Below are 16,855 nucleotides of genomic sequence, written 5' to 3' on the forward strand. Positions count from 1 at the left end.
AGCCCTCCTATTCCGGGATTGGCAGTCCAAAATGCTGATAGGCGGCTCCGGTCACAATCCGCCCTCTCGGAGTTCTCTGAATCAGGCCGTTTTGGATCAGGTATGGTTCATACACATCCTCTATAGTCCCAGAGTCCTCGCCGATCGCAGCTGCCAGCGTATCAAGCCCTACCGGGCTGCCGTGAAAGACATCAATCATCGTCCGAAGCAAAGTCCGGTCAATCTGATCCAGGCCCAGAGTATCCACCTCCAAATGGTTTAAGGCTACCATGGCAACATCCTTAGTAATCACTCCGTCATACTTTACTTCTGCAAAGTCCCTGACTCTTTTTAACAGACGGTTTGCAAGCCTCGGTGTCCCCCTGGATCTTCTGGCAATCTCACGTGCCCCTTCCTCTTCAATCGCAATGTTTAGCACAGCGGCTGAATTGATGACGATGGTCATGAGTTCCTCTGTCTCATAGAAGTTCAGCCGGTTGACAACACCAAACCGGTCCCTTAACGGGGCTGTCAGCATCCCTGCCCTCGTAGTGGCCCCCACCAGAGTAAATTTAGGAAGTTCCAGACGGATTGACCGTGCAGCCTGTCCCTTTCCCACCAGAATATCAATTGCGAAATCCTCCATGGCAGGGTATAAAACCTCCTCCACCTGGCGGTTCAGGCGGTGGATCTCATCGATAAACAGTACATCCCCCTCCTGAAGGTTATTGAGCAGTGCCGCAATCTCACCCGGCTTTTCTATAGCGGGTCCGCTGGTCACTTTCAGATGCACATCCATCTCATTGGCCACAATGCCTGCAAGTGTTGTCTTGCCCAGTCCCGGAGGCCCGTAAAGCAGCACATGATCCAGGGATTCCCCCCTGCTTTTGGCGGCTTCAATAAAAATCCTCAGATTCTGCTTGACCTTTTCCTGTCCGATATAATCATCAAGGTTCTGCGGCCTTAAGTTATTTTCTATTGTAATATCTTCTTCCACCAGCTCAGTGGAAATCATTCTATCTAACATAATGTCCCTCTATATCAGTTTTGTCAGCGCCTTTTTCAGCAATTGCTCAGGCCCGTACTCTGCTGCATTCTCTACTTTCTTGATGGCCATCATTGCCTCAGACCTGGAATAGCCAAGACTGACAAGCCCCTGTGCAGTGATTGCCACAGAATCCTCTGCCGGAACTTCTCCTTCAAAACCTGCCGGGTCATCCTGCTGGAATTCTTCAAAATCCAGCTTGTCCCGCAGCTCCAGGATCAATTTCTTAGCCCCTTTCGGACCAAGCCCCGGTGTCTTTGCAATCGTCTTGGAATCATCACTCATCACTGCGATCTTTAATTCATAGACAGACAGGGTGGACAGCACGGAAAGTCCCACCTTCGGCCCGATACCGCTGACTCCGATCAGCAGTTCAAATGCTTCCAGCTCGTCCTTTGTACGAAATCCAAATAAACTCAGATCATCCTCCCTCACATGCATATGGGTATATATCTTGACTTCCTGGCCAATGCCGCCCGGAAACTCCTGACCGGCAGGCATCATAATGTCATACCCGATGCCGTGATTCTCTACCACCGCTCCCCCAGGCGTCATGGAAACTAAAATGCCCTTAATATACGAAATCACTCCATATCCTCCTTGCGACGTTTTGAAGTAATTATAACATAAATCTTTCACCTGTGGTTAGGGATTGAAAAAAATTCACACAGGAACTATAATGAAGGACAGCAGTTTTTGAAAGGAGCCCAACCCTTGAATACAAAAGAAAATCTTCTATATCTGGATATTGAGACTACCGGTCTTTCTCCTGAAACCTCTGCCCTGACTGTCATCGGATGCTGTGAAAAGGACGGAACGGCTGTTCAGTGGTTTAATGAATCCGGATTGGAACAAAAGAATATTCTATCTTCTTTTCTCTCCTATGCAGAGGCATTTGACGGATTTGTTACCTACAATGGAGGAACTTTTGACCTTCCTTTTCTTAAAAAGAAATGTGAAGAATACGGTCTCTCCTATTCCATAGAAGATAAACACTGCATTGATCTTTATAAACATCTCCGTTCCTGGAAGCATCTGCTGCCATTGCAGAATTTAAAACAAAAAACCGTTGAAGAATACCTTGGCATTAAACGAAGAGACCGCCTGTCCGGCAGACAGCTGATAAAAATTTACCAAGAATACATAAAAACCAGGCAGCCGGAATTAAAATCTATGATTTTGCAGCATAATAAGGATGATGTCTCATCTCTTCCCCGGATTCAGTCATTGTTGATTTTGGGGCTGCTGGCTGACGGCGGCTTTTCGGTAAAAGATTATCAGATGGAGGGACATATATTTTCAGTCCGCCTGTCTCTTCCGCTTGAATCCCCCAAAGCGCTTTCCATCGAAAAATCAGGCCACCTCCTTACCATCTCCCGGTCGGAGGCCTGCCTGTCCTGTCCATTAATTAAAGGACAGCTGAAGCACTATCATAAAAATATAAAGGATTACCGCTACCTTCCGCTGGAAGATCTGGTTATACCAGTTTCCATGTCTTCTTTTGTGGACCAGTCCTCAGTTGAGAAGGCAGTTCCTGAAAATTGCTATACAAGGTTTTGTCCGGATGAATCTTTTTTGTCTAATCAGGATGACCTCTATAAATACTGTACAGATATAATTTTTTACTTACTTAGAAAGGATAAATAACATGAGACACTTATTACAAATGAGCTTTCTTTTCTTCGTCTGTTTAGCCGGGGAAGGCCTGGCTAAGCTGCTCCCTTTTGCATTTCCAGGAAGTATCATCAGTATGTTCCTGCTGCTTTTGCTCCTGCTTTCAAAAATAGTGAAGGAACACCAGATTCAGGATATCTGTGACTTCCTCCTTCATCATATGGCTTTTTTCTTTCTCCCGGCCGGCATCGGCATTATGGAAAAATATCAGCTGCTTCAGGGTAAAATAATTCCGTTTCTCCTGATCTGTCTGCTCACTACCATTTTTACCTTTTTTACCACATCGCTTTCCATGCGTCTGATCCTTGGACTGCAGAAGAAAGGAGGAACCAATGAAGGAACTGATTGCTAATCCCATGTTTCCAATCGCACTTTCTCTGTGTGTATATGAAGGTTTCAGGGTATTGCAGAAAAAAACAAAAATCGCAGCATTAAACCCGCTGCTTCTCTCCATAGCTTTTATCATCCTGTTTTTAAATATATTTTCTATTCCCCTTGAGGATTATAACAATGGAGGCGCCATAATCTCCATGTTTCTGGCACCTGCCACGGCTTCGCTGGCACTGTCCATTTACAGGGAATTTGAACTGCTGAAAAAACACTGGCTGCCGATCCTTATCAGCTGCTTCGTAGGCGCTGCCACATCCATAGCCAGTGTCTATGTACTCTGCCGGCTTTTTGGATTTGACGAACACCTTACCGTCTCCTTGCTTCCCAAATCTGTGACTACACCGATCGCCATGGAAGTCAGCAACCAGCTCTCCGGTATTCCTTCCATCACAGTAGCCGCTGTAGTCATCACCGGTATCCTGGGAGCTGTTATAAGCCCTGCATTAATTAAAATCTTTAAAGTCACCGATCCTGCAGCAGCCGGCGTCTCCATCGGTGCGTGCAGCCATGCTGTCGGAACTTCAAAAGCAGTGGAACTGGGCGAGATCGAAGGAGCCATGAGCGGAATCTCCATTGGTATTTCAGGCATTATCACCGTTATTCTGGCATTAATCTTCTTTCATTAAGGATTTTACAGACATAATAACAAAAGCCCGTGCAAAACTGCGCGGGCTTTTATACTATTTACGTTTTTTCTGCAGCGCTTCCTTAAACGTCTTAACAGAGCGGTTTACAACCAGTTCCTCCGGAAAGTCTGTCTCTCTGAGCAATTTCTCCGCCTCATTGAGATCTCCCACTGCATATGGAGCATGTGCATCACTGTTGACAATCACAGGAACATTGTACTTCCTGCATAAATCCAGCATTTCAAAATAATTTTCCCTTGCATTCACCCGGAAGCTTTCAGGGCAGAGAGAACTGTTGTTGACCTCCAGCAGTGTCTTAGTCTCTTTTGCTCCCATGACCAATGCCTTATAATCAATCGGTATCTTTCCGTCATCCGGATGGCTTATGATGTCCACGAACGGATTTCTCATAGCTCCCAGATATGCCGCTGTATTCTGTTCCCTGTTTCCCACTTTATAACATAAATCGTGAATCCCTGCGATCCTGATATCCAGAAATTCCTGCATCAGATCATCATCCAGGCTCAGTCTGCCGTTGTAATCAATGATGTTGATCTCTGAACCAAACATCATCTCTATGCCATACATCTGTCTTGGAAGTACTCTTAAATTCTTAAAATACACATCCGTACAGGTTCCGGGGATCCCTTTGGCATGTTCTGTAATCCCAAACAGCTCAAATCCGCTTTCAGCCGCTGCGCTGGCCATTTCGCTTACGGTTCCGAATGCATGTCCGCTGGCAATGGTGTGAGAATGCACGTCTAACTTAAACTCCATAAATTGCTACTCCTTCTTTCCTATCACTCAAAAATCATCCCCTTGCGGGGCACACTATGTTTTATCATACTATAAAGTCAAAGAAATTGGAACCTCTCTTAAAAATCTGTCTTTGACCATGTCATCCTCTTCTCCCTTTACTTTTGGAGAGATTGTCTGGTCCAGAAGCAGATCAATCAGGCCTATCGTATCCTTCTCCATCAAACTGTCCAGAAGAAAACTGCTGGTTCCCTCGGACATAATGGAATCCAATCCGGTCATCAAAAGATCTTTCCCCGGACATTCACTCCACATCAGCTCCAAGTGATGATCCGTGAACCGTATTTTCAGAAGCCGTGAAGACGCCTCTTCTATGAAGGAAAACTTCAGCTTCAGCATAGTGTTTCCGTCCTCATCAAATGCCGCCTGTCCCTTGACTGCCACCAAATAGGGTTCTCCGTGCATATCAAGTTCAGTGATCTTTGCTTCCTTCCATCCCACTTCCATCATACAGGCCTTCCGGCCTTCTCTAAAACAGAAATAGAACTTGCGGTCCTTCAAAATAAATCCCACCTCGCTGATTCCATCTGTAAAGTTATTATGGAATACCTGCATAATCAGCGGAAAAATTCCTACATGCTGCTTCTCCAGCTTATAAAACCGTCCTGCTGACTGTAACATCATCTTTTTCCTTTTGTAGCTTTCACTTCCATACCAGAGCACCCTTTTTAACCCTTTGCAGGACACGGCCGGAAACCGGGTATCATGAATGCCTGTTTTTCGCTGAAAGCTTTGAAGCTTGCGATATGATACCGGATCTTTTCTGACATGCTCTTCCGGAATAAAATCTCCTTCAAAATACTTTGCAACGGTGTCTGACAGCAAAGAGGTATGAAACAATTCATTGCTCCCTGCATTCGTAACAATGACCATATCCAAATCCGGATATACCAAAACATTTTGTCCCAGCATGCCGTTAAATACATAGCTTCCGGGCCTGCCTGCCATCCACATCTGGTATCCGTAGCCATATGCCCCAAACTGCTTTGGTGTCTCTACATGGCAGATGCAGGCTTCTTCAAGCCACTGTTTCGGCACAAGCCGGCGCTGATTCCAGACACCCTTCTGAAGACAGAGCTGTCCGATCTTCGCCGCATCTTCCGGGCAGAGAAACAGGCCCCATCCGCCTTTTGTAATACCCTTAGGGCAGCTTTCCCAAAAGATTCTTGTTATCCCCAGCGGCTCAAACAGTCTTGGCTTTAAATAATCCATCAAAGATTCTCCGGTCAATTCTGTTACAATCGCCGACAGCATGTATGTATTCATGCTGTTATACTCAAATTTGGAGCCTGCTGTTCCATTTACCGGGGAATCGAGAAATCCCCGCACCCAGTCATTGCAGGATACTGCTCCTCTTTCATTAAACTGCACCAGGCTGGTCATTGTAAGCAAATGTTCCACGGTCAGGTTTCTCTGCTGAAATCCCCGGATAGAAAAAACGCTTTTATCAAATATATCTAATATTTTATCGTCAAGCTTCAGTTTTCCGTCTTCAATCAGCATCCCCACAGCCATCCCTGTAATACTTTTGCACAGGGAATGGGTAATATGCCATAAATTTTCCGGATAGGGAGCGTAATGACACTCTCCGATCACATGCCCGTGTCTCAGAATCATGATTTGATGAATATCCACCTTATTCAGACTTAATAGTTCTTTCATAAGCTCCATAATCCGGGCAGACCGGATCCCCTGCTCCTCAGGTGATGATCTGGGCAGCCTTTGTTCTGACTCCGGCATTTTGGTAAATGACGGCTTCTGCGGAGTAAAATCGACTTTACTGATATGATCTGTATTTCCTCTGATTAGATTAAAAATCAATTCCAGCATTGCCTGCTGTTCTTTTAACATAATGCTGCACCCTTTTCTCTTCTGCTTGTTCTTCTTTTGCCATTTATTTAATATACCATATATTTAAAATCAGAAAAAGCTTCCTAAGTATACCCTTCTTATATGTTTGAAAAAATATACAAAGAATTTTAAATTTTGTCTTTACTTTTTCTAAAAAACCTATATAATAGATAAAGGTAACAGCAAAAAGGCCCCATGGTCAAGAGGTTAAGACGCGACCCTCTCAAGGTCGAATCACGAGTTCAATTCTCGTTGGGGTCATACAGCCGGAACATCGTATTTATGCGGTGTTTCGGTTTTTTTGATTTTGGAGGGAAAAGTACCTGCCAGAGTTCCATAATGTACCATCATCATTTTCTGGATAATTATGTTATTATAATTGTGGAGTTATAAATAAATACATATATAGAAGGGAATCATTATGAGAAGTACAGGGATCGTAAGAAAACTTGACGAACTGGGCCGCATTACACTACCGATTGAACTAAGGCGCAATCTGGACGTGAAAGACAAAGACCCTCTTGAAATCTTTGTGGATGAGGATACCATAATTATGAAAAAATACAGCCCTGCGGATATATTTACGGGCCGCATAGATGATCTTATAGAGTATAAGGGAAAAAAGATCTCAAAAAATTCTATCATAGAACTGGTCAGACTTGCCGGTTTAAATATTTCTGAATAGAAAGAAACCCAGGACAGATTGATTCAGTGTCCTGGGTTTTAATTTTAAAACTTTCCTTCTGTAACCGTGAAGTTTATCCTTGATAAAATGCTTTCAATGCCTGACCGATATACACGGTTGTCCCCTGTCCATAGATCTTATCCAGCCTCTGCTGCATCTTTTCGTCCCTTTGGTATCTTTCTGCCATTTCCAGCATAAATGCGGACATATCCTTCATCTGATAAAGCTGTTTTGATACAAAATCCAGCTCGCCTACAATCTCCTTGACCTCAAAAGAGCTAACATCCATACCGGCCTTTGCTGCCAGCCTTTTGATAACATCTTCATACCGCTTGGAATACGCCTGCATGATCTTAGAATTATCCGGATTTGCAGATGCCTTCAGGGCACTTTCTTTGTCTCCGTACCATTCCACGACTTTTGCATAATTTCTTTGTGCCTGCTCACTGGATGCACTTTCCATAAAATGCTCTTCAAATTGTTTTAAACTTCCATATTCTTTGATAAAAACATTTTTCTGTTCATCGGACATGTTACCGATCATTTCACTGTACATGCCTTCAATATCTTTTTTACTGAAAACTTCAAAATCCATCTTGTTTTCTCCTTTCAGAATCTCATCAATACTTGCGATGATCCGCTCAAATCTCTCCTTCTTTAAGATCAAGATCTTTTTTTGGTCGTTCAGCAATTGCTTTTTATCAAGATCAGGATTCTGCATAAAAACTTTGATCTCCTTCAGAGGCATATCAAATTCTCTGAAAAACAAAATCTGCTGCAGAGTTTCCAGCGCTTTATCGTCATAAAGCCGGTATCCCGCTCTGCTGGTTTTTGTGGGTTTTAACAGTCCGATCTCATCATAATAATGAAGCGTGCGCACGCTGATCCCAGTGATCTCGGAGACTTCTTTTACTGTTTTCACTCATTGCCACCTCCCTTTCCTGATAAATTTATCATACCCTATCACGTAACGTGAGGGTCAACATAATTCATTAAAATATTTAAACCGGATATGAGATGTCTATGCCAACCCAGTTAATTGTTCCCGTAAGTTCAGATCCGTCAGATAATTTTCTCACCCATTCAAGATTTATTGCTCCGTCACTACCGATAATATAACGGCTGGTCACATATCCGGTCGCCGTATTCGTAAAATAATAATATCCCTCATATGAACTCCGGAACCCAACAGGCAGCTGACAGATCTTTATCAAGGTGCCTGCGGCTTTCCCTGTTACTTTAACCGTTCCCGTAATAAAAACAATGCCGTTTTTCTTTCTGTAGCGAAGTCTGCTGCCGGCTGTTCCCGGAGATGTAATACCGCTTTCCAGCGGCATGTCCAGCCAGCCTGTATCATCCGTCTTTCCCTGTAAAATGCGGATATCATTGTTTGTATTCTGCAGCGTCTGATTTGTCAAATTCAAACCATCCCCCAAACTGACGGCTTTATCACTGACTTCATTGACTGCTCCCGTAATGCTTGACTTCTCCCCCGTTTTCAGATCTTCCAGCTTCCCTATAGAGTTCTTTAAGTGTTCAATCTCGTGTGTATGAATTTGATATTCTTCCATGCTGACCAAACCTTTGGAATCTACAAGAATTTCAAATTGAGGTGAATTAGAAGTCTGAAAATAAAAATCCCATGTAATAGAAAAACCAGGACTTTCTGATTCTGCCGGAATATTCTTTCCTTTCGACGCCTGGGAAATGCAGTATAATATCTCCCCTTCATCCGGATCCTCTGCATAAAATCCAACCTGCCATAATTCATATCCTTCCTCCAGCCCTTTATTCTCCAGAAGAACCGGAATGACTACTCTATTTCCCTCTGTTCTGGACGGCTGAAGGCTGATCTTCTTCCCTCCCGCTGTAACACTTGTCTGCCCCCTTAAGTTCACTGCCGGGACTCTGCCTGCTCCGGTCTTTGCCGATGTGATTTTTAATGTCTGTCCATCCACCAGCTTAGAATGCAAAAGTGCTCCTTTATCAGTTAAAACTGTTTCTTCCCAAATATTCATGCTTTATCTCCCCTTTCTGCAATCCAATGCTTCATGAACAAATATAGCATGATAGATCCGGACTTTGTGGGCAAATATTTTAATCCCGGGTACTGTTTGCCCAATATAAAGAATGCCCGGGACTTTCTCACGAAAGTCCCGGGCATTGCCATAAAAATGGTTTTTAGCCTATCTGCTGCAGTGCCTGGTCAAGATCTGCAATGATATCCTCAGCGTTTTCAATTCCCACGCTGAAGCGGATCAGATCCGGCTGTACTCCGGCTTCCAGCAATTCCTGATCATTCATCTGACGATGGGTATGGCTTGCCGGATGAAGCACACAGCTTCTGGAATCTGCCACATGCGTCACAATTGCGACTAATTTTAGGCTGTCCATCATCTTGATAGAAGCCTCACGGCCGCCTTTCAGTCCGAAAGTAAGAACGCCGCAGGTACCATTCGGCATATATTTCTGTGCTCTGTCATAGTACTGGTCTTCTTCCAGCATCGGACAGTGTACCCAGGCTACTTTATCATTGTCTCTAAGCCATGCAGCCACAGCCTTGGCATTCTCACAATGCCGTGCTACCCTGAGATGCAGGGTCTCCAGTCCTATATTTAAATAAAATGCATTCTGCGGGGACTGGATTGATCCCAGATCACGCATCAGCTGTACTGTAGCTTTTGTAATATATGCACCTTTCCCAAACCGCTCCGTATAGACAACACCATGATAGGTCTCATCCGGCCGGGTCAGACAGGAGAACTTATCCTTATATGCATCCCAATCAAAATTTCCGCTGTCAACAATGGCTCCTCCCACACATACTGCATGTCCGTCCATATATTTAGTGGTCGAATGTGTCACAATGTCCGCACCCCATTCAAACGGGCGGCAGTTTATCGGTGTTGCAAAGGTATTATCAACGATCAAAGGCACTCCGTGTGCATGAGCTGCTTTTGAAAACTTATCAAAATCCAGAACAACCAAAGACGGATTTGAGATGGTCTCCCCGAATACTGCTTTTGTATTTTCTCTGAAGCAGCCATTTAATTCTTCTTCGCTGACTTCTGGATCCACAAACGTAGCTTCCACACCCATTTTTCTCAGTGTGTGTGCAAACAGATTGTAAGTTCCCCCATAAAGGGCTGTTGTACAGATGATATGGTCTCCTGCCTCTGCGATGTTCATGATGGCATAGAAGTTGGCTGCCTGGCCGGATGAAGTAAGCATTGCCGCCACTCCTCCTTCCAGATCACAGATCTTTGCTGCCACTGCGTCGTTGGTTGGATTCTGAAGCCTTGTATAAAAATATCCGGCATCTTCCAAGTCAAAAAGACGGCCCATCTGTTCACTTGTGTCATATTTAAATGTTGTGCTCTGATATACCGGCACAACTCTCGGCTCGCCCTTTTTTGGCTCCCATCCGGACTGGATGCATTTTGTCTCAATTTTGTAATCGCTCATCTTCCTGCTTCCTCCTATGATAATAACATTCTGTCATTTGCAAAGTCTTCTCCGCTTGTTTCTTCAAACTTCTGCAGAAGATCCGGAACCTTCAGATTCTTTTTCTCTTCTCCTGAAACATCGTAGATAATCTGTCCGCTGTTCATCATAATGAGGCGGTTTCCGATACGGATCGCATCTTTCATATTATGAGTTACCATCATGGCGGTCAGTCCGTCCCTTGCAATGATTTTCTCCGTAAGCTCCAGCACTTTTTTGGCAGTCTTAGGATCCAGTGCTGCTGTATGCTCATCTAAAAGCAGAAGGCTTGGCTTATTCAGCGTCGCCATGAGCAGTGTCAGAGCCTGTCTCTGTCCTCCTGACAAAAGTCCCACCTTGGATGTCAGACGGTCCTCCAGTCCCAAATCCAGCATCGCCAGTTTTTCTTTGTACAGCTTTTTTTCACTCTTCGTGATACCCCAGCGCAGTCCGCGGTTTTTCCCCCGGCGGTGTGCCATAGCCATATTTTCCTGAATCTCCATCCCTGCCGCAGTACCCATCATAGGATCCTGAAACACACGCCCGAGCATATAAGCGCGTTTATGTTCCGGCAGATCAGAAATATCTTTTCCATCCAAAAGAATCGTTCCCTGGTCAATCGGATATACACCGGCGATCATATTAAGCATCGTTGATTTACCGGCTCCGTTTCCTCCGATCACAGTCACAAAATCACCCGGATTTAAGTGAAGATTGATCCCGTTAAGCGCCTTTTTTTCATTGACGGTCCCTCTGTTGAATGTCTTATGCACATCAATGATGTTTAACATGTGGTGTTCCCTCCTTTTCCAGGAATTCTTTTCTGGGAATATCTCGCCCTGATTGCCGGGATTCCCAAAGCCAATGCTACGACTAATGCTGTAAACAGCTTCATATCATCCGTGCTCAGTCCCATATACAGAACAAGCGAGATGATCATACGGTAAATGATTGATCCGAACACAACGGATGCCAGAATATACATAAAATTAAACCGCTTGCCGAAAATAACTTCCCCTATCACAATGGATGCCAGACCGATGACGATAGCCCCGGTTCCCATCTTAATGTCGCCGTAGCCCTGGCTTTGTCCCACTAGTGCGCCGGACACAGAGATCATTCCATTGGAAATGACCAGGCCAATCACCTTAGATGTATTTGTATTTGCTCCCAGAGCGCGGACCATATACTCGTTATTTCCGGTTGCCCTCAGGGCACATCCAATTTCGGTTCCGCAGAACCAGTAGATACACAGCACTACAAAGATACTAATGACAGCCCCCACAAGCAGGGTGGCCATTGTCTGATCCAGCTTCAGTGCATCAATCGCCTGGGTAAATGCAGTATCTTCTCCAAGCAGAGAAGTATTCGGCTGCCCCATGATCCGTATATTGACCGAATACAGTGCAATCATAGTCAAAATACCAGCCAGAATTGCAGGAATCTTTAACTTTGTATGTAAAAAACCGGTGACTGCTCCTGCTGCCATACCTGCTGCCAATGCAATAATAAGAGATACAAAAGGGTTCACCCCTTTTACAATCATAACTGCGCTGATGCAGCCCCCGAGGGCAAAGGTACCTTCACAGGACAAATCCGGAATATCCAGTATCCTGAATGTAATATAGACACCAAGCGCCATAATCCCCCACAGTGTACCCTGGGCAATCGCACTTTGCATGTTAACTGCTAAATCCATTCTTCTTCTCCTTTTCTTACTTTACTATTCACGAGAATTTATTATACCACGATTTAAGACTTTGCACCAGTAAAGTTCCGTGAACAGGGCTTTTTATTTCATAGGACACACTTTCCTATGAAATAAAAAAGCTGTCCTCTTTCCAGAATAAAAGAAGACAGCTTCTGCATTTTATTTTATGTCCAAAAGGGACACGCATTTATTTTTTCTTTTCTGTAATCGTTGTCACCATCTTGGCTTTTTTCTCTAAATCTTTCGGAACTTTAATACCCAGCTTCTTTACAGTATCTTTATTGATGATTAAGTCAGCATTTGTCTGATATTCAATTGGCATTGTCTTTGTTTCTGCTTTGCCTTCCAGAATTTTCACTGCCTGTGCTGCTGTCTGTTTTCCAAGTTCATAGTAGTTAATTCCGTATGTAGCAAGTCCGCCGCCGGTACACATACCCTCTTCTCCTACAATAACCGGGATCTTAGCCTCATTGGCAACCATGGAAACTGTATTCATTCCGGCTGCAATCAGGTTGTCGGTAGGTGCATAGATCGCATCAACTTTTCCCTTGAGAGATTCTACAACTTGACGGATCTCGCTGGATTCAGACACGGTTGCATCCACAGTCTCAAATCCTAATTTCTTTGCTTCTTTCTTTGCCATAGCAATCTGGATCTTAGAGTTAGCCTCTGCTGAACAGTATAACATCGCTACCTTCTTGGTTTTCGGAAGCATCTGTTTTAACAGTTCCATCTGTTTTTTCACAGGTGTCAGGTCAGAAGTTCCGGAAACATTATTTCCCGGCTCTTTATTGCTCTTGACAAGTTTGGATGCCGCCGGATCTGTGACTGCTGTCACCAGGATCGGAATATCTTTTGACTCATTGGCCATAGCCTGTGCTGCCGGTGTTGCGATTGCCAGCACCAGGTCACACTTGTCACTTACAAACTGGGATGCGATCGTCTGGCAGTTAGACTGCTCATTCTGGGCATTTTTATATTCAATCTTGATCTTGTCTCCATCTTTATATCCAGCCTCTTCCAGGCCTTCTTTAAAGCCTTTGTATGCAGCATCTAAAGCAGCATGCTCTGTCAGCTGAACAACTCCGACTTTCTTTTGTTCTTTGTCTGCACTTTCTTTCTTGTCTCCGCCCCCGCATCCAGAGAGTACTGCTGCACTCATCACGGCTGCAAGGCCCATAGCCATTACTTTTTTCATTCTCATAACTCTTTCCTCCGTCCTTATTGTTGCGCCGGCACTTCAGCGCTTTTATGTGCTAAATTATAGCACTGCCGCCTCCCAATGTCAAGCAGCGAAGATAAGTGCAGTTTTCAGAAGGCAAATAATTTCTCTGTGCATTTGTGCGCATCCTGCACGGAGTGCTTTTTATTTCATAGGACGCACTTTCCTAATAAAATAAAGGACTGCCCCGGTCACCCGGGGCAGTCCTTTATTTGCTCTTATTCTGTGTTTTGACAAATCTGGCTTTGGCCTTTAATTCATTGGGAACCTGTATCCCAAGCTTCTTTACCTGATCCTCATTGATGATCAAATCATATTGGTTCTGATATCCTATCGGCATCTCGGAGACATTTTTCCTGCCTTCCAGTATGTCCTCAGCCTGTTTTGCGGTCTGTTTCCCAAGCCGGTAATAATTGATGCCGTATGTGGCAAGACCGCCTCCTGTACAGAGTGCTTCCTCACCAACAATCACAGGAATCTTGTCTTCATTGGCAACCATAGTAACCGTATTCATGCTGGCGGATATAATATTATCCGTCGGAACATAGATCACATCTGCCTTGCCCTTTAAAGATTCAACGACCTGCCGTATCTCACTCGATTCAGACACAGTTGCATCCATTGTCTGAAAGCCTTGTGCCTCAGCTGCTGCTTTTGCCTGCTTTACCTGCAGGACAGAATTGGCTTCTGCAGAGCAATAGAGGAACGCTGCCTTCTTTGCTTTTGGCACCAGCTTTTTAATCAATCCGATCTGGTCTTTTACCGGGGCCATATCAGATGTCCCTGACACGTTCGTACCCGGTTTTTTATTGTCCTTCACCAGTTTGGATGCCTGATGGTCCGTCACAGCCGTAGCCAGAATGGGAATGTCCTTTGTCTCCGTAGCCATAGCCTGTGCTGCCGGAGTTGCAATCGCCAGCACCAGATCACATCTGCTCCCCACAAACTGAGAAGCGATGGTCTGGCAGTTAGACTGGTCATTCTGGGCATTTTTATACTGTATCTCTATCGTTTTGCCGTCCACATAACCGTCTTCTTTCAGACCGTCAATAAATCCTTTTCTGGCGTCATTCAGCGCATCGTGCTCTACCAGCTGCAGAATCCCGATCCGCTTTACACTGTCTGATTTTTTCTTTGCACATCCTGTAAAAGCCATCACAGCCGCAAACACTGCCAGGATGCCAAACACTTGTGCTTTTCTTCTCATAATCTGTCCTATGATAATTTTTCTTCCAGTTTTAAGTTAATTCTGCCCATCTTGTCAATTTCCAGAACCTTGACGGCAACACGGTCTCCGATGTTTACCACATCTTCTACTTTTTCTACGCGTTCCTTGGCAAGCTTGGAAATATGGATCAGTCCGTCTTTGTTCGGTGAAACCTGTACAAAAGCACCGAACTGCATAATTCTTACAACTTCACCCTCGTAGATATCTCCCACGTTCAGAGGTTCTACAATGGATTTGATGATGCCGATGGCTTTGTCGATCATTTCCTGGTCTTCGCTTAAAATGTCTACTCTTCCGGACTCATCAATATCAATTTTAACACCTGTCTCATCAATGATTGCATTGATGGTCTTGCCCTGTTTTCCGATAACCTCAGAAATTTTCTCAGGATCAATGGTGTACTGGGAAATCTTAGGCGCATACTTTCCTACATGGTCTCTTGCAGTTCCGATCACCGGATTCATAACTTCATGGAGGATATAAGTTCTTGCTTCCTTCGTTCTGGCAATAGCTTCACGGATAATCTGATCTGTCAGTCCGTGGATTTTAATATCCATCTGGATAGCTGTGATACCCTTGTCAGTTCCTGCCACCTTAAAGTCCATGTCTCCGAAGAAATCTTCCAGACCCTGGATATCCGTAAGAATCAGATAATCATCATCTGTGTCCCCTGTGACTAAGCCTACAGAAATACCTGCCACCGGTGCTTTCACCGGCACACCTGCTGCCATCAGTGACAGAGAGGATGCACAGATGCTTCCCTGAGAAGTAGATCCGTTGGACTCCATAATCTCAGATACAGTACGGATTGCATATGGGAACTCATCTTCTGAAGGCAGAACAGGAATCAAAGCACGTTCTGCTAAGGCTCCGTGTCCGATTTCTCTTCGTCCCGGCCCTCTGCTCGGTCTTGTTTCCCCTACTGAATAAGACGGGAAGTTATAATGGTGCATATAGCGCTTGCTTGTCTCTTCTTGGTCCATTCCGTCCAGTCTCTGGGCTTCTGAAAGGGAACCTAACGTGGTCACTGTCATAACCTGTGTCTGGCCTCTCTGGAACAGGGCAGAACCATGGACTCTTGGGAGACAGTCAACCTCTGCTGCAAGATGGCGGATCTGAGTGATATCTCTTCCGTCCGGACGTTTTTTATCCTTCAGGATCATTTTTCTTACCGTTTTTTTCTGGAAAGTATAGACAGCTTCTCCTATCTGGGAAAGCCATTCTTCCTTATCCGCATAGCGCTCTGCCAGCTTTTCTTCAATGCCGCGGATATTTTCCTCCCTCACCTGCTTTTCATCGGTGAAGACTGCTTCTTCCATAGCTTCCGGAGTAATAAAGGAAACCATATCTTCGTACATTTCCTGATCAATCTCATGATGTTCATATTCATGCTTTTCCTTTCCGCATTCCGCTACAATTGTATCGATAAATGCGATGATCTCTTTGTTCACCTCATGTGCTTTAAAGATCGCCTGAAGCATTACGTCTTCCGGCACTTCGTTTGCGCCGGCTTCAATCATGATAACCTTATCTCTTGTTGATGCCACGGTCAGTGCCATCTCAGATACTTCCTTCTGTGCCGCAGTCGGATTAATGATGAACTCTCCTTCGATCAATCCCACCATAGTGGATGCTGTCGGTCCGTCAAAAGGAATATCTGAAATACATGTTGCAATGGCAGATCCAAGCATGGCTGTCAATTCCGGGCTGCAGTCCGGATCCACAGACATAACAAGGTTGTCCAGCAGAACATCATTTCTGTAATCTTTCGGAAACAGAGGACGCATAGGGCGGTCGATCACGCGGTCTGTGAGGATCGCATTTTCAGAAGGTCTTGCCTCTCTCTTTAAAAATCCTCCCGGAATCTTGCCTACTGCGTACTGTTTTTCTTCATACTCAACACTCAGCGGAAAGAAATCAATTCCGTCCCTTGGCTTGTCGGAAGCTGTAGCTGTGGAAAGAACCACGGTGTCTCCGTAGTGCATAAATGCCGCACCGTTTGCCTGCGCAGCCACACGTCCCACCTCTACGGTCAATTTCCGTCCTGCAAGATCCATACTAAATTCTTTTACCATATTTATTTCTCCTTAAATATCAATATTTAAAAGACGCCGAAACAACTAAGCGGCCCACAGCTCTGTATCC

16 protein-coding genes and 1 tRNA gene are annotated in these 16,855 nt (G+C 44.7%); 5 read left to right on the top strand and 12 right to left on the bottom strand.

Annotated elements, in window-relative coordinates:
• Positions 1-7 precede the first annotated feature (7 nt).
• Complete coding sequence (ruvB, locus tag KH180_RS07140; RefSeq protein ID WP_290758414.1) at positions 8-1,006, bottom strand: Holliday junction branch migration DNA helicase RuvB; 999 nt, start codon at positions 1,004-1,006, stop codon at positions 8-10.
• Positions 1,007-1,015: 9 nt separating this feature from the next.
• Entirely contained in the window at positions 1,016-1,612 is a 597-nt protein-coding gene (gene ruvA / locus KH180_RS07145; protein WP_290758417.1) for a Holliday junction branch migration protein RuvA, read from the bottom strand.
• Positions 1,613-1,738: 126 nt separating this feature from the next.
• On the opposite strand from ruvA, the gene KH180_RS07150 reads away from it, so the two are divergent.
• Genes KH180_RS07150 through KH180_RS07160 form a run of 3 tightly spaced genes read left to right on the top strand, consistent with a single transcriptional unit; the run spans position 1,739 to position 3,714 of the window.
• Positions 1,739-2,671 (top strand): ribonuclease H-like domain-containing protein, encoded by a 933-nt coding sequence (locus tag KH180_RS07150; RefSeq protein WP_290758419.1) that lies wholly within the window; start codon positions 1,739-1,741, stop codon positions 2,669-2,671.
• A 1-nt stretch (position 2,672) separates the two neighbouring features.
• Entirely contained in the window at positions 2,673-3,050 is a 378-nt protein-coding gene (locus tag KH180_RS07155) for a CidA/LrgA family protein (protein ID WP_290758423.1), read from the top strand.
• Positions 3,031-3,714, top strand: a complete 684-nt coding sequence (locus KH180_RS07160) for an LrgB family protein (RefSeq protein WP_290758424.1) — start codon at positions 3,031-3,033, stop codon at positions 3,712-3,714. Before KH180_RS07155 ends, KH180_RS07160 begins: the two co-directional genes overlap by 20 nt.
• Positions 3,715-3,768: 54 nt before the next feature.
• On the opposite strand, the gene KH180_RS07165 is transcribed toward KH180_RS07160, so the two are convergent.
• A complete protein-coding gene (locus KH180_RS07165) occupies positions 3,769-4,491 on the bottom strand; it encodes a phosphatase (RefSeq protein WP_290758427.1) in 723 nt (240 codons plus the stop codon).
• A gap of 69 nt (positions 4,492-4,560) precedes the next feature.
• Positions 4,561-6,381: a serine hydrolase domain-containing protein gene (locus tag KH180_RS07170; RefSeq protein ID WP_290758430.1), complete on the bottom strand. Its 1,821-nt coding sequence runs from the start codon at positions 6,379-6,381 to the stop codon at positions 4,561-4,563.
• Positions 6,382-6,570: 189 nt separating this feature from the next.
• Between KH180_RS07170 and KH180_RS07175 the strand changes: the two genes are divergently transcribed.
• Together KH180_RS07175 and KH180_RS07180 are read left to right on the top strand one after the other, a co-directional pair.
• A tRNA-Glu gene (locus tag KH180_RS07175) sits at positions 6,571-6,642 on the top strand.
• Between the two features lie 160 nt (positions 6,643-6,802).
• Positions 6,803-7,066 (top strand): AbrB/MazE/SpoVT family DNA-binding domain-containing protein, encoded by a 264-nt coding sequence (locus tag KH180_RS07180; protein ID WP_290758433.1) that lies wholly within the window; start codon positions 6,803-6,805, stop codon positions 7,064-7,066.
• A 73-nt stretch (positions 7,067-7,139) separates the two neighbouring features.
• Here the strand turns inward: KH180_RS07180 and KH180_RS07185 are convergent, their stop codons facing one another.
• The 8 genes from KH180_RS07185 to KH180_RS07220 form a co-directional block, all read right to left on the bottom strand.
• Entirely contained in the window at positions 7,140-7,988 is an 849-nt protein-coding gene (locus tag KH180_RS07185) for a MerR family transcriptional regulator (protein ID WP_290758435.1), read from the bottom strand.
• A 79-nt stretch (positions 7,989-8,067) separates the two neighbouring features.
• Positions 8,068-9,084, bottom strand: a complete 1,017-nt coding sequence (locus KH180_RS07190; RefSeq protein WP_290758438.1) for a hypothetical protein — start codon at positions 9,082-9,084, stop codon at positions 8,068-8,070.
• A 163-nt stretch (positions 9,085-9,247) separates the two neighbouring features.
• Positions 9,248-10,531 carry an O-acetylhomoserine aminocarboxypropyltransferase/cysteine synthase family protein gene (locus tag KH180_RS07195; protein WP_290758441.1) on the bottom strand — a complete coding sequence of 428 codons (1,284 nt, stop codon included), beginning with the start codon at positions 10,529-10,531 and terminating at the stop codon, positions 9,248-9,250.
• A gap of 14 nt (positions 10,532-10,545) precedes the next feature.
• Positions 10,546-11,340, bottom strand: coding sequence for an ABC transporter ATP-binding protein (locus KH180_RS07200; protein WP_290758444.1), 795 nt, complete (start codon positions 11,338-11,340; stop codon positions 10,546-10,548).
• Positions 11,334-12,248, bottom strand: coding sequence for an ABC transporter permease (locus tag KH180_RS07205; protein WP_290758446.1), 915 nt, complete (start codon positions 12,246-12,248; stop codon positions 11,334-11,336). Before KH180_RS07205 ends, KH180_RS07200 begins: the two co-directional genes overlap by 7 nt.
• 199 nt (positions 12,249-12,447) lie before the next feature.
• Positions 12,448-13,464: an ABC transporter substrate-binding protein gene (locus tag KH180_RS07210; RefSeq protein WP_290758449.1), complete on the bottom strand. Its 1,017-nt coding sequence runs from the start codon at positions 13,462-13,464 to the stop codon at positions 12,448-12,450.
• Positions 13,465-13,690: 226 nt separating this feature from the next.
• Entirely contained in the window at positions 13,691-14,689 is a 999-nt protein-coding gene (locus tag KH180_RS07215) for an ABC transporter substrate-binding protein (RefSeq protein ID WP_290758451.1), read from the bottom strand.
• Between the two features lie 8 nt (positions 14,690-14,697).
• Entirely contained in the window at positions 14,698-16,785 is a 2,088-nt protein-coding gene (locus KH180_RS07220; protein WP_290758454.1) for a polyribonucleotide nucleotidyltransferase, read from the bottom strand.
• Positions 16,786-16,855 lie beyond the last annotated feature (70 nt).

Origin of the sequence: Anaerostipes sp. (assembly GCF_018381315.1) — a bacterium.
Lineage (GTDB): Bacteria > Bacillota > Clostridia > Lachnospirales > Lachnospiraceae > Anaerostipes.